The sequence below is a fragment of the Acinetobacter sp. NEB149 genome (assembly GCF_012516415.1).
Lineage (GTDB): Bacteria > Pseudomonadota > Gammaproteobacteria > Pseudomonadales > Moraxellaceae > Acinetobacter > Acinetobacter lwoffii_V.
Window position 1 is genome coordinate 2,620,686 of sequence record NZ_CP051208.1, and the last position, 14,407, is coordinate 2,635,092.

The following is a 14,407-nucleotide window of genomic DNA, read 5'->3' on the forward strand; positions in this document are numbered from 1 at the left end:
ATCCTTAGTTCTAGCCCTAAGATCTAAGGCAAAGTAATGTAGCAAATTTTCCCTGTGCAACATAGTCAATTAAGTGACTGATTTTTGCGCTTCTGGATAGATGGATATCCTACTTATGCAATTTACTCATAAAGAAAGCAAAAAACACTATTTTTAATCATAAAAAAATTGGTTCATATTAAATCCTATCTCGACACTAAAAGACCAATTGAGGCTAAAAAGATGAGTTTACGTCTAGGCGATACCGCACCGAATTTTGAACAGCAATCCAGTGAAGGCCTGATTAATTTTTATGACTTTCTGGGTGATAGCTGGGGCATTTTATTTTCACACCCTGCCGACTATACACCGGTATGTACGACTGAACTTGGCTATACCGCAAAACTGAAAGATGAGTTTGCAAAACGTGGTGTTAAAGCGATTGCCTTGTCAGTTGATGATGTGGAGTCGCATCATGGCTGGATTAAAGATATTAATGAAACCCAGAACGCCACGGTGAATTTCCCGATCATTGCCGATCAGGATCGTAAAGTTTCCGAGCTATATGACTTTATTCATCCAAATGCCAGTGAAACTCTAACGGTTCGTTCTTTAGTGGTCATTGATCCCAATAAAAAAGTCCGTTTGATTATTACTTATCCTGCATCGACCGGCCGTAATTTCCATGAAATCTTGCGTGTGGTGGATTCACTTCAACTCACCGATAAACATAAAGTGGCCACGCCTGCGAACTGGCAGCATGGTGATGATGTTGTGATTATCCCTTCACTGAAAGATGAGGAAGAAATCAAGCAACGTTTTCCAAAAGGTTATACAGCGGTCACGCCTTACCTGCGCTTAACGCCCCATCCTGAGCAAGGATAAGCAGAGCACTGCTCTGCCCTTGCGCAAGGTGAGAAGCTATGCTTCGAGCAACAAATTAAAAGGACTCCTTTTTAATTTTGCGCAAGACAAGCGAAGCGCGTAGCACAGGATAAGATGGAGCTCGTAGTAAAGAATAAGAGAAACTCTATTTTTCCAGATTTTATGTTTTATCGAATACGACATTGACGTGCCACGGATTCGATTTGTTGATACAGCCTGTCTTCGGATAGGCTTTTTTATATTCAAAATTCCATATCCACTTTAAACTTGAAATAACAAAAACAACATCTATGCTCTGTATGAAAATCTGCATATTTCCAATCCTGATGAGCTGCCTCCTGACAGGTTGTATGACCACGCCGGCCCTGCCTGAACCTCAACGTCCTCAGCATTGGGGACAGCCCATTCATCAGAATCATAATTTTCATCAAATCAGCAATTTTGTCTATCGTAGTGAGCAGCCTTCAACTGAACTCATTCCTTTATTAAAACAGCATAAGATCGATGTGGTTATTAATTTACGTTCACGGGATAAAGACAGCTTTCTTTTGAGCAATGAAAAATTTCAGCTGCATCATGTACCCATACATACCTGGGCAATTGATCGGGAAGATTTATTGAAAATTATGCTACTGATTCAGCAAGCACAACAAAATCATCAAAAGGTGCTCCTGCATTGTTATCACGGCTCAGACCGAACCGGTGCCAGTGTCGCCATGTACCGGATTATTTTTGAACATTGGCCGATTGAGCAGGCACTACAGGAAATGAAACATGGCGGTTATGGCTTTCATGCCATTTGGCGCAATATTGACAATCTATTCACCCCTGAAAATGTAAAATGGATTCGCGAGCAACTCACGAATCCATTTACAGAAACTTTGGTTAATACAAAGAATTAACGCTTATCCAGCGGCACCCAGTCATTCACCCAAGCTGATTTCATATTCAGGCTGGCATCAGACGCAATTTTCTTACGAAGTGCATCTGCAGTCTCACGGTCTTTGGACGGCCCCACCATGATGCGTACACCTTTAGAAGTTGAGCTTTTGGTGACCTTATAACCTTTGGCACGCAGTTTGGCTGCTACAGCATCCGCATTGGCTTCATTCGCTGCCAGTGCCACCTGCACCATCCATTGCTTGTCCTCTTCACCTTCCAGTAACTTACGCGCCTGTTCAGCTTCTGCTTTCTTCTTGGCTTCTTCGGCTGCAGCCTTTTTCTTAGCTTCTTCAGCTTTACGCTTTTCGTCGGCCTTACGTTTTTCTTCGGCTGCTTTACGTTCAGCTTCTTTCTTTTCAGCCGCTTTACGCTCTTCCTCGGTTTTACGTTTTGCTTCAGCCGCCTTACGTTCTGCTTCGGCTTTTTGCTGTTGTTCTAACTTGCGTTTTTCTTCAGCGGCTTTACTTTCAGCAGCTTTACGCTCTGCTTCTTTCTTGGCTGCATCAGTAGAACTATTGGCTTTTTGTTGGTCCAGCTGCTGCTGGGCTAACTTTTTTTCTTGCACCGCTTTTTCTTCAGCCAGACGTTTCTGCTTGGCCTGTTCGTCTTCAACCAGTTCTGGCGGAATATTATCGGAACTTTGCTGTCCCAGGCGGTGTGCATTCAGGGCAGCATATTCTTCAGCCGCTTTACGCGCAGCATCTGCTTCAGCCTGCTGTTGCATCGCTAAAAATTCGGCTGCACGTGCTTCCTGCTCTGCAACCGATTTTTCCCGGTCACGACGTTGCTGTTCAAGTAAACGCTTTTCTGTTTCCACATCGACCGTCAAAGAACCGAGCGAATGATTGCCTGTCTCTTTATTTTCAACTTCCGCAGCCTGTGCCGGATTTTGCTGACGGTCCTGATTGATTTCATCTTGGCCTTTCAGGAGTAATGCTGCCAATAAAACACCACCACCGAGTAAAACAACACCGCCCATCCAGCGCTGTTTGTTATTCATTGACATTCTTCCAAATACTCCCATACCGCTTCTAAGGTATGAAATGATCCACATACCAAAATCAGCTGATTATTATCTGTTTGATCCAGTGCTGATTTAAAAGCTAATTTTACATTGTCAAATTGTTCTACCGCCTCACCGCTTAAAGCATCAGCCAAAACTGTGACCTCTGCCGCACGTGGGACGAATAATGGTGCAATTTTCCACAATTGAACCGTGTCTTTCAATAACTTGACGACAGAATTTATATCTTTATCTGCCAGCATTGAAAATACACAAATGACTTCATTATATTTTTGATTGTAATTTAAATAATCTCGTAATTGTTTCAGCAGAAATTCCACCCCATGCGGGTTATGTCCTGCATCAAAAATCACGGTTTTATTCTGGATTTGACGGATTTCAAAACGTCCCGGCAATTTTGCCGTTTGAATGCCTTGTGCAATTGCCTGCTGGCTGACGTTTAATTCGCTCAGCAGAATGGCGGCCACGGCGGTAGAAATATTATCTAATGCCAGTGAACCTGTAGGGAGTTTTAAGGTCGTACCTGATGAAGCAAAAGCCCAGCTTTGGCCATCTTCAAAGGCTTCATAAAAATAATCCCGGTTGATTGCATACAAGGGTGCTTTACATTCTTGGGCTTTATTTAGAATAGCTTGCGGGATCTGTTGCTGTCCACCAAATACCACGGGAATATCCGGGCGAATAATTCCGGCCTTTTCAAAAGCAATTTTCTCAATGGTGTCACCAAGCCAGTCGGTATGATCCAGACCAATATTGGTAATTACCGCCACATCTGGATTGACCACATTGACCACATCCAGACGGCCGCCTAAACCCACTTCCAGTACCCAGACATCACAGCCTTGATCTTTAAAAATCACAAAAGCAGCCAGTGTCGTGGCTTCAAAGAAAGACAGGCTCAAACCGCATTCGCGACGAGCCTGATCGACCTGAACAAAAGCATCAATCAGCAACTGATCTTCCACTTCAATGCCGCGCAATTTAACACGCTCATTGAAACGGTACACGTGAGGGGATTGATATAGCCCGACCTTGAAGCCTTGCGCATTCAGGATCGCGGCCAGCGTGGTGGTGGTCGAACCCTTACCATTGGTTCCTGCCACCGTCAGCACTTTGGCCTCTGGAGATGTCACGCCCAGCTTTTCAGCCACAGGAATAACCCGTTCCAGACCTAAATCAATACCCGTAACGTGAACATGGCTCCAATAATCGAGCCATGTATTTAAAGAATCTGTTGCTAAGGGTGCTGTGTTCAATGCAAATTCATCAACTTCGTAACGATACGATAAACTGTATCACGTAATGCATGACGGTGAACAATCTGATCGATTACCCCATGATCAAGCAAATATTCCGCGCGCTGGAACGGTTCTTCCAGTTTTTCACGTACAGTCTGTTCGATCACACGTTTACCGGCAAAGCCAATCATCGCTTTCGGTTCAGCAATATGTACATCACCCAGCATTGCCAATGATGCGGTCACACCGCCGTACACTGGATGAGTCAATACCACTACATAAGGCAGACCTGCTTCTTTTAAACGCTGGATCGCAGCCGAAGTACGCGCCATTTGCATCAGGGACAACATGCCTTCCTGCATACGAGCACCACCCGAAGCAGCAAAACAGATCAAAGGTTGACGAGCTTCAATCGCATGTTCTGCAGCCTGAACAAAGCGGTCACCGACCACTGTGCCCATAGAACCGCCCATGAAGTCGAACTCAAACGCACAGGCAATCATCGGTACGCCTTTCAGCAAACCCTGAATTACCACCAGTGCTTCAGTTTCACCGGTTTTCTTTTGCGCTTCAGCCATACGATCGGGATACGCTTTGCTATCGACAAATTTCAGCGGATCTTTGGCTATAAATTCCTGACCCAATTCTGTTTGTACCTGATCAAAGAACCAGTTCAGACGTTCGCGGGCTTTCATGCGCAAATGTTCATCACATTGCGGACAGACATAAGCATTAAATGACATCGCAGTACGGGTCACCAATGCATGACATTCAGGGCACTCAATCGTAGGCTCGGTAAATGTCGCTTTATATGCCGTTTGCTCATCGGGTACCTGAATGCCCGGAACAGTACGCTCCGTCCATGGGGTCGATGGGCTCAGAATTTTGCCTGATTTCAGTTGTTGACTCATACTAACTCATCGAGCGCTGCTCGAAGCTCCTTGACTTTATTCACCGTTGCAATAACGGCTTGTTCTGGTGCGAGCGTTGCAAACTGCTTTACAAACGCACTACCCACAATAACTGCATCGGCAGCAACACCCATCGCTTTCGCAGATGCAGCATCACTGATACCGAAACCTACGCCTACAGGAACATCAGTCACAGCTTTAATCTTTTGAATGCGTGCAGCGGCTTCAGAGACATCTAAAGTTGCTGCACCGGTCACGCCTTTCAGTGACACATAGTAAATAAAGCCGCTGGCCTGTTTTGCTACATGTTGAATACGTGCATCGGTTGAAGTGGGTGCCAGCAGGAAAATCTGATCCATGTCATATTTTTCCAGTACTTCACCCAGACTTTGTGCTTCTTCTGGTGGCAAGTCCACCAGCAGCACACCGTCTACTCCACATTCATAGGCATAAGCCACAAACTTTTCATAGCCAATTACTTCAACCGGATTCAGATAACCCATCAGCACCACCGGTGTTTCGCGGTCTTTCAAACGAAATTCTTTCACCATCTGCAGGGCATCTAGCGTATTGGTTCCACCTGCCAAAGCACGTTCGGCAGCTAGCGCAATCACCGGCCCATCCGCCATCGGGTCTGAGAAAGGAAGTCCCAGCTCAATCACGTCGACACCCGCTTCCACCATCTCATGCAGCAAAGGCACTGTGACTTCTGGATGCGGATCACCCGCCATGACATAAGAAACTAAAGCTTTACGCTGTTGAGATTTAAGTTGTCCAAATCGTGTGGCTAAACGTGACATAGGGTGGTATTTTCCTTAACGTGTTTCAAACTTGAGGCATTGACTATGTAGAAATACAAGACATCGCATTGTAACGCTATTTTTTGTCCAATGAACAGTCTGCGATACCGACCTCGAGTACTTCATTTCCTGTGCGAAGATTTCAAAACAATTCGGAAGGGTCTATTTACGATTATTTTGATTTTTTTCTCAATGATCAAAGATGCCTAATTTTGCTATTACCTAAAATCCTGAATATTTAGATAAACTTATTTTTATCATATAAAAATTAATAAAAATGCAGATGTTAGCGCATTCATTTAAAGTTTTCTGAAATAGCAAAACCTGCTTTATACTAGTCCTATTCTCTTACTTTTTTATCTCCTATGCAGACTGATTCTGAGGCTACAGTGCAGGCACGCGCCATTGCACTGCTGCCGCTTATTGTATTTTTAACCATATTTTTGGGTAGCGGGATCTATCATTCCCTGATCGGAACCGAGTTCGCGTTCTATCAGGTGAAAGCGCCTGTGGCTGCCCTGCCTGCGATTATCTTGGCTGCATTAGTGTATCGCGGCAAACTCAACCAGGGCATTGAGGAATTCCTCAGAGGTGCCAGTCATCCAAACTTAATTCTGATGTTTATGGTGTTTATGCTGGCCGGCGCCTTTGCCAGCGTCAGTAGCGCCATTGGCAGCGTCGACGCCACCGTGCAGATGGGCCTGTCGGTGATTCCACCCACATTTATTCTGCCGATGTTATTTGTGATCTCGGCCTTTATTGCCACGGCGATGGGTACCTCCATGGGCACCATTGCGGCTTGTGCGCCAATCGCTTTTGGTTTCACCCAGGTTACCGATATTGATGTGATTTATGCGATTGGTGCAGTGGTCGGTGGTGCCATGTTTGGTGATAACCTGTCCATGATCTCAGACACCACCATTGCGGCGACCACCAGCCAACGCGTACAACTGCGTGACAAGTTCAGGGTCAACGTCTGGATTGCGGTTCCAGCCTCAATCGTCACTATTTTGATTTACGTGTTGAGTACCAGTAGTAGCAATGCAGTGGAATACAAGGATTTTAACTGGCTTCTGGTTTTACCTTATATCGCCGTATTTATTTTAGCCTTTAGCCGTTTACACGTTCTCGCTGTGCTGACCATTGGGGTGTTACTTTCCGGCTTGTTTGGCCTGTTTGCCACAGCTGAATTTGATCTGCTCAAACTGAATACTTCAATTTATGATGGCTTTGTCGGCATGTTTGAAGTGGCGTTATTGTCGATGTTCCTGGGTGGCCTCTCGGCGATCATGCAACGAGAAGGCGGTTTACGTTGGCTGATCGAGCGCATTTATAGCTTGACCCGTCTATTTAAAGTTGGGAAGCAACGTGCCGGCGAAATCGGGATTAGTTTTCTGGTGGTGTTTTCGAATATCTTTGTGGCCAATAATACCGTGGCGATTATTCTGTCTGGTGATATGGCGCGTGAAGTCGCCAAAGAATACGGGGTGGATCCCAAGCGTTCTGCGGCACTGATGGATATTTTCTCTTGCGTGGTACAGGGTTTAATTCCTTATGGCGCACAGTTACTACTGGCCTGTTCCATTGCAAAAATCTCGCCGGTTGAACTGATTGGTGGTGTGTACTATTGCTGGATTCTGGCCATTTTTGCGATTGCTGCGATCGCGTTTAGATTCCCTCAGGTGAAAGCAAGCACTTAATCCATCATCCTGCGAAAATAAAAAAGCGACCGATACCGGTCGCTTTTTTCAGCTTCGTGCTTTGTGTAACTGCCTTTTTCGCTCTAACAAGGTCTGTCCGGTGGCTGCCTTATAGGCCCGTGCCAAAGCCGACTGATCAGAATAATCCAGCTGCTCGGCAATCTCGGTCAGACCTAATCCCTGCTGCAACAACAGCTCGCAACGTTTAATCCGCTGCTGTTCCAGCAGTTTTTTAAATGAAGTGCCCTGTGTACTGAATAAGCGCTGCAAACTACGTGTCGACATCAACAACTGCCGGGCAAGCTGTTCAACTTTAATGGCCTGATGCTGGGTCCGCAGCTGTTCGGCAATCATTTGCTGCGCCTGTTCCAAATGATTTTCAAGGGGCGGCTTGGCTGCAATCGCCTGTTCTGCCTGATGAACCAGTAGCTGCAACAGGATTGGATCAGCCTGCTCAGACCCATGTGCCAGTCCTTGCAAATCCAGCTCTATGCCATAATAGTCCTGAGAAAATCTCACCTCACTGGCAAAAAACTTTTGATAATGCATTTGCCCCCTGTCGGGCGCATGGGCAAAACGTACACAGTGCAGTAACAGTTGATGATCCTGCAAAATGACATGCCCCAACTGCACCATCGCGGCCATGGTCAGCTCATTTAACAGATTATATTTTTCATCCAGATAGGCCCAAAATAATTCAAGACTGTGTTCACGCTGCTTCAATTGCAAAGGTACAAACTCACTGCCATCAATCACCAGTCGTTGAAAGCGAATGATATGCCGGATCATTTCCGCAACGCTGCTGCTTCGCGAAGCCATATAACCGAGCACGCCAAAATGTTCTGGACGAATAACCTGCACGATCTCGAAAATTAGTTGTGGACAGTTTAAATGTTGCCGGGTTCTTAACAGAAGCTGATTTAATAATTCCAGCGGCACTTGCGTGGCAAAAGGCTGATCAATCAGGGGGACAAGCGCTTCATGTACATCTTGCAGAAAGTCAGCTTCCAAAGGCTCAATTTGCAGACTGCGCAGATAAGTCGCCCAAAGCTGAATATAACCATTGGATATTTTAATTTCTTGCATGCGCGCTTCCCGCTGCCTGCTTTAGTCTAAGCAGTTTTATTTTCATTTGGCATAAAATGTATAAAAATTGGCAAGCACTGTCAAAACAATTACGGCATTCCCCGACATACTGTCAGCATCGTCACAAAAAAGAATTCATAAGATGAATGCAGTATTAAAATCTTCAATAAAGCCCGTGGTCCGGACCCAGCTTGATTTTAAACTGGATGAAATCCCGCGCTACTGGTTTGGCGGTGACCCCTTTCTGACCCGCATGTTCAATGCCTTGAGCCTGACCTTTCCAGATGGCGAGCGTTATTTTATTCAGAGTGTGCGCCTGTTCCGAGATCAGATCACAGACCCGGAGCTGCAAAAACGTGTGGCAGATTTTATTCGTCAGGAAGCACAGCACGGCATTGCCCATGAGAAAATGAACCAGCTGATGCGTGAACAAGGCATGCCTGTCGATGATTTTATTGAGCGTCTGAATAATATGTTCGCTCATGACCTCAAACATCGTTCAGCACAGTTCAATATTGCCACGACGGCAGCGGCAGAACACTTGACTGCGCTGATGGCTGAAACTTTTTACGGTCAAAAATCCACCTTAAAAGACGGGCATCCTTATGTACGTGCCATGTTTGCCTGGCATGCGATTGAAGAAATGGAACATCGTGATGTGGCTTTTGACGTGATGAAAGATATTGCAAAAACACCTGAATGGATGCGCAAAATGACCCTGCTCAGCACGACATTTTTGATGTTTAGTTATACTGCCTATCGCGCCAATGTCATGCTGAAACATGATGGGTTCAGTGTCTTAGAGCGTTTGCAAATGAACCTGAAAGGACTGCCCTGGTTGTTTGGCCGTAACGGTACCTTGACCCGTATGGGCCCACAATATCGGGACTGGTTTAAAAAAGATTTTCATCCCAGTCAACATCCTGTGATTGCGCAATACGATGTCTGGGTAAAAACCTTAGCCGAAACCAATGATCCAATTCAAGCAGGTGAAGCCTTCTGGCAGGCCGCCAAAGATTAAGCTCAAATCAAAAGAGCCTTCAAAAATTGAAGGCTTTTAAATTAGGTCTTATGTCCTGCACTTTTACCATTTGGCATAATGCTGCTCAAGCAAGGCATATTCATTCAGTAAAATAATTTCCTGATCATCCTGCTGGATCGTTCCGGAAACCTTGGCTTGCCACTGACTAAACTGACTTCCGACCAGACGCAGGTTCAGATTTTCATAACGGCGCCAGCCTGTACTCACCATCAGATTCAATTTTTCATCCAGCGACTGAATCGTCCATTGGTTTTCCGATTCCTGCTGGAACAGCACATCGGCCAACGGATAAATCTTGCCATTGATCCACAGACAGTTTTCATTGCCAAAACTTTCATTCACACCTGAAGCCAGATTAAGTCCAATCCGATTATGGTTCACATCCCAGAAATTACAGGACAACCAGAACCAGGCCGTTTCCGGGCGCAAAAAGCCACAGGTATCATCCAGAGAAGCAAAGCTGCGTTCATTAAACTGAATGGTTTCACCCTGCTTGTTAATGAAAAAGCCTTCACAGCCCAAAGTGGTCAGTTTCTGAGTATAGGTCCAGCCATTGATGCCGGTCGGACTGCACATACTCAGTGGATCGGTTCCGGCACAGAAAATCCGGGCACTGAGTTTAATTTCGCCGTATTTGCTGACGTTGATATAACGCACGCCGTTGGCATGCTGGATATCGATCTGAAAAGGTGACTTATGGAAATAACTATGATTAAACAGTGGCTGTTCATCCAGCACAGTGTTGCGTGACAGGAAATTAATCGCATTCCATTCCAGCACTTCATTGCTCATATGGTTATAGACATAGACAAAACCATGCCCTGCCCATGCGATATCGGCAATTGCCAATCCAATCGTATAATGCTCGTGCTGAATACTACAGAATTTGAATTTTTTATATTTTAGATGCTTACGCCAGCCTGACAGCACATGACCATAAGGATTTTTGTATTGATATGCCTGATAGTCAATACTTTTTGGAAGCTCCTTGAAACGTCCATAACGTGGTTGTCCATTTGCCTGAATTAAATCCATTTAAGACATTCCATCTCAGTCAAAACTGTTTTTCCTTGGCAGTATTATGCCAATTATTAAATTTTGATAAAGAGATTTTTTAAACCGCTTATCGAATCATCAAGCCAGCCGCAAGTTTAATTCAATCGCAAACTGCTTTAAATCGTGAGATAGGTATTTTCCCAGCGATTGCCGCTAAAACTACCCTCTAGCAGTTGGACGTAGTGGCCATAAACCTGATCGATGGCAATACAGTCATCTACATCCAGCACGCGGTCGGTATGCTGTTTTTGCCAGTGCCGGGCGAAGTAAGCTTTACCGCGCTGTTTAGCGACCATAGCATTCTGCGCAACCACCAACACATAACGATGTAACTCACCAAACTCACGTGGATCATAACCACCCAGATTAATCAGCCAAAGTTTTTCATCGGATTGCTGTGGCTGTGCATCAGTAAATTGCAGCACATAGGACTTGCCCTCGAACTCTAGCCCGTTGATTTGCGCCCAGGCATCAATATGCAAGCCTTTCTGTTCCGCAAACCAGGCATTTTTTAATTGCGGATAGGTATCTTCCAGACTCTCCCCCACAGCCAAAACCACATCATGAACTTCTGTATTGGCACGGGCATGACGACCACCGAGCATTACAATAAACAGGCTGGGCATTACATTTCCTTGTTAGTGTCAATCTTTAAGATCATTTCATTAATGCTTGCCAGTATAGCGCAAAGCTATTCCATGATGATGTAGCCATCTGCCAAGGACAAATTTGCATCATCAGCCTGACTGAATTTGCGCAAAACAGCATGAAGTCATTCGGTACCGATATACATCTCGAGGATCAGTTTAAGTCTATGTCGGACTCAAAAAACCATTTTCAGTGAATACAATTGGCTAGCGAATCATTTCCGATCATTTTCATCAGGATTTACAGCAGAAGATGATTATTTTTTTGTACAAAATATAAACACGGCTAAACCATACAAATCTGTACAAATTTTCACCCAAATTTCAATCTAAAGGCATATTTCGTTGACTGAAATGCGCTGAAAGACGATACTCTCAATGTTTTTATTTAAGCAAATCGGTTCAAAGAGGCTGGGCCAAAAGTTCGGTCCTCAGAAACTCAATCCAACGCAAGGGGCTATATATGGCTGGTGGAAAGTCAACTATCATTTACACACTGACCGACGAGGCGCCATTACTGGCGACTTATTCTCTGCTGCCGATCATTGAGACCTTTACTAAGCCAGCTGGCGTTGAGATCGTCAAAAGTGACATCTCTGTAGCTGTGCGCGTGCTCTCCGAATTTACAGATTACCTAAGCGAAGAGCAAAAGGTGCCTGACACTCTAGCTGAGCTAGGTCGTCTTACACAAGATCCAGACACGAACATTATCAAACTCCCAAATATCAGTGCTTCTGTTGGCCAGCTAACAGCGTGTATCAAGGAACTTCAGTCTAAAGGCTATGCAATCCCTGACTATCCTGAAAACCCGACCACTGAAGAAGAAAAAGCAATCAAGGCACGTTATAGCAAATGTCTTGGTTCAGCAGTAAACCCTGTTCTACGTGAAGGTAACTCAGACCGTCGTGCACCTGCTGCCGTTAAAAACTACGTGAAAAAACACCCGCACTCTATGAGCGAGTGGAAACAGTGGTCGCAAACTCACGTTTCACACATGGACGAAGGTGACTTCTACCACGGCGAAAAGTCGATGACTTTAGACCGCGCACGGAATGTAAAAATGGAATTGATCACCAAGTCTGGTGAAGCGATTGTTCTTAAGCCAAAAGTTGCGCTTCTGGACGGCGAAATCATCGATTCAATGTTCATGAGCAAGAAAGCACTTTGCGACTTCTACGAGAAAGAACTTGAAGACTGTCGTGAAGCAGGCATCCTGTTCTCTTTACACGTTAAAGCAACCATGATGAAGGTGTCTCACCCAATCGTATTTGGTCACTGTGTAAGAATCTACTACAAAGAAGCATTCGAAAAACATGGCAAGCTTTTTGATGAGCTTGGCATTAATGTCAATAACGGTATGGCGGGTCTTTACGAAAAGCTTGAAACTTTACCAACCTCTGTACGTGAAGAAATCATTGCTGATTTACATGCTTGTCAAGAACACCGTCCAGCTTTAGCGATGGTTGATTCTGCAAAAGGCATCACTAACTTCCATTCACCAAACGACGTGATTGTAGATGCTTCTATGCCTGCAATGATTCGTGGTGGCGGTAAAATGTGGGGCGCTGACGGCAAGCCTTACGACTGTAAAGCAGTCATGCCTGAATCAACTTTCGCACGTATTTACCAGGAAATGATCAATTTCTGTAAATGGAATGGCAACTTCGATCCAAAAACCATGGGTACTGTACCTAACGTTGGTTTGATGGCGCAAAAAGCGGAAGAATACGGTTCACACGACAAGACTTTCGAAATTCCTGAAGCAGGTGTTGCGAACATCACTGACCTAGAAACAGGCGAAGTGTTGATGTCACAAAACGTGGAAGAAGGCGATATCTGGCGTATGTGTCAGGTGAAAGACGCACCGATTCGTGACTGGGTGAAACTTGCAGTTACTCGTGCACGTAACTCTGGCATGCCAGCAATCTTCTGGCTTGACCCGTACCGTCCACACGAAAACGAACTGATCAAGAAAGTTGAAAAATACCTGAAAGATCATGACACCACTGGTCTTGATATCCAGATCATGTCACAAGTACGTGCAATGCGTTATACGCTTGAACGTGTTGCACGCGGTCTAGATACTATTTCGGTAACAGGTAACATCCTGCGTGACTACCTGACTGACTTGTTCCCAATCATGGAATTGGGTACATCTGCGAAAATGTTGTCTATCGTGCCGTTAATGGCGGGTGGCGGCATGTACGAAACAGGTGCAGGCGGTTCTGCTCCTAAACATGTACAGCAGTTAGTTGAAGAGAACCACTTACGTTGGGATTCACTCGGTGAATTCATGGCGTTGGCGGTATCTTTAGAAGAAATGGGTATTAAAGAAGGCAATGACAACATCAAGTTACTTGCCAAAACTTTAGACCGTGCAACTGGTAAATTACTGGATAACGACAAGTCACCTTCTCGTCGTACAGGTGAGCTTGATAACCGTGGCAGCCATTTCTACCTGGCGAAATTCTGGGCTGAAGAACTTGCTGCTCAAGACGAAAATGCTGAATTGAAAGCGAAGTTTGCACCTCTTGCAAAAACTTTAGCTGAAAATGAAGAGAAAATCGTTGCTGAGCTTGCAGAAGTTCAAGGAAAATCAGTAGACATCGGTGGTTACTACGCTGTTGATCAAGAAAAAGTAAATGCAGTGATGCGTCCAAGTGCTACTTTGAATGCAGCACTTGCTACGATCTAAGCTTTTGCAAAACTGACTTGATCAGTAATGTAAAATAACAAAACCGGCGTCTAGGCGCCGGTTTTTTTATTTCTGATTGATGTATCAAAGTTATTCAATTAATCTATTTTTCGCTATAGATATAAATCATCATCTTACTGACAAAACCACTCAAATTCAGTCAAAAACCATTTTAAGAAATGATGAAAATAAATACTTTTAAATATACAGACAATAAAAAACCCCAAGACTGAATGTGCTTGGGGTTTTTTAGAATTTTGGTCCCGAGGGTCGGACTCGAACCGACACGTCATCTCTGACAGCGGATTTTGAGTCCGCCGCGTCTACCAATTTCACCACCTCGGGAGTGGATGAAAGGTATAATACGCGATTTCTCGGCACTGTCAACGCAGAATATTTACA

12 protein-coding genes and 1 tRNA gene are annotated in these 14,407 nt (G+C 44.8%); 5 read left to right on the top strand and 8 right to left on the bottom strand.

The annotated features are described in order from the left end of the window. Positions 1-222 precede the first annotated feature (222 nt). Both HGD77_RS12575 and HGD77_RS12580 read left to right on the top strand, forming a co-directional pair. The gene (locus tag HGD77_RS12575) at positions 223-864 is read left to right on the top strand and encodes a peroxiredoxin (protein ID WP_005252799.1); all 642 of its coding nucleotides are present in this window, start codon (positions 223-225) and stop codon (positions 862-864) included. A gap of 299 nt (positions 865-1,163) precedes the next feature. Then, entirely contained in the window at positions 1,164-1,766 is a 603-nt protein-coding gene (locus HGD77_RS12580) for a dual specificity protein phosphatase family protein (protein ID WP_005266052.1), read from the top strand. Here the strand turns inward: HGD77_RS12580 and HGD77_RS12585 are convergent. The 4 genes from HGD77_RS12585 to trpA are packed head-to-tail and all read right to left on the bottom strand — an operon-like array spanning position 1,763 to position 5,779. After that, on the bottom strand, positions 1,763-2,806 hold the full coding sequence (locus tag HGD77_RS12585) for an SPOR domain-containing protein (protein ID WP_005252804.1): 1,044 nt from the start codon (positions 2,804-2,806) through the stop codon (positions 1,763-1,765). The genes HGD77_RS12580 and HGD77_RS12585 overlap by 4 nt on opposite strands. After that, complete coding sequence (folC, locus tag HGD77_RS12590; RefSeq protein ID WP_005252806.1) at positions 2,803-4,086, bottom strand: bifunctional tetrahydrofolate synthase/dihydrofolate synthase; 1,284 nt, start codon at positions 4,084-4,086, stop codon at positions 2,803-2,805. Before folC ends, HGD77_RS12585 begins: the two co-directional genes overlap by 4 nt. Then, positions 4,083-4,979 carry an acetyl-CoA carboxylase, carboxyltransferase subunit beta gene (accD, locus tag HGD77_RS12595; RefSeq protein WP_005252808.1) on the bottom strand — a complete coding sequence of 299 codons (897 nt, stop codon included), beginning with the start codon at positions 4,977-4,979 and terminating at the stop codon, positions 4,083-4,085. The genes folC and accD overlap by 4 nt, the downstream gene beginning before the upstream one ends. Then, positions 4,976-5,779 (bottom strand): tryptophan synthase subunit alpha, encoded by an 804-nt coding sequence (trpA, locus tag HGD77_RS12600; RefSeq protein WP_005252810.1) that lies wholly within the window; start codon positions 5,777-5,779, stop codon positions 4,976-4,978. The genes accD and trpA overlap by 4 nt, the downstream gene beginning before the upstream one ends. Positions 5,780-6,144: 365 nt before the next feature. Between trpA and HGD77_RS12605 the strand changes: the two genes are divergently transcribed. Then, positions 6,145-7,479, top strand: coding sequence for a Na+/H+ antiporter NhaC family protein (locus HGD77_RS12605; RefSeq protein WP_004645172.1), 1,335 nt, complete (start codon positions 6,145-6,147; stop codon positions 7,477-7,479). A 48-nt stretch (positions 7,480-7,527) separates the two neighbouring features. Here the strand turns inward: HGD77_RS12605 and HGD77_RS12610 are convergent, their stop codons facing one another. After that, positions 7,528-8,565 carry a helix-turn-helix transcriptional regulator gene (locus HGD77_RS12610; protein WP_086044527.1) on the bottom strand — a complete coding sequence of 346 codons (1,038 nt, stop codon included), beginning with the start codon at positions 8,563-8,565 and terminating at the stop codon, positions 7,528-7,530. Positions 8,566-8,707: 142 nt separating this feature from the next. Between HGD77_RS12610 and HGD77_RS12615 the strand changes: the two genes are divergently transcribed. Continuing rightward, positions 8,708-9,586, top strand: a complete 879-nt coding sequence (locus HGD77_RS12615) for a metal-dependent hydrolase (protein ID WP_168730868.1) — start codon at positions 8,708-8,710, stop codon at positions 9,584-9,586. 63 nt (positions 9,587-9,649) lie between these two features. On the opposite strand, the gene HGD77_RS12620 is transcribed toward HGD77_RS12615, so the two are convergent. Both HGD77_RS12620 and HGD77_RS12625 read right to left on the bottom strand, forming a co-directional pair. Next, complete coding sequence (locus HGD77_RS12620) at positions 9,650-10,642, bottom strand: DUF2804 domain-containing protein (RefSeq protein WP_005252817.1); 993 nt, start codon at positions 10,640-10,642, stop codon at positions 9,650-9,652. Between the two features lie 137 nt (positions 10,643-10,779). Further along, entirely contained in the window at positions 10,780-11,289 is a 510-nt protein-coding gene (locus HGD77_RS12625) for a DUF1543 domain-containing protein (protein ID WP_005252819.1), read from the bottom strand. Positions 11,290-11,773: 484 nt separating this feature from the next. On the opposite strand from HGD77_RS12625, the gene HGD77_RS12630 reads away from it, so the two are divergent. Beyond that, a complete protein-coding gene (locus tag HGD77_RS12630) occupies positions 11,774-14,005 on the top strand; it encodes an NADP-dependent isocitrate dehydrogenase (RefSeq protein ID WP_005252821.1) in 2,232 nt (743 codons plus the stop codon). Positions 14,006-14,263: 258 nt separating this feature from the next. Here the strand turns inward: HGD77_RS12630 and HGD77_RS12635 are convergent. Continuing rightward, positions 14,264-14,350, bottom strand: a tRNA-Leu gene (locus tag HGD77_RS12635). Between the last annotated feature and the right edge of the window lie 57 nt (positions 14,351-14,407).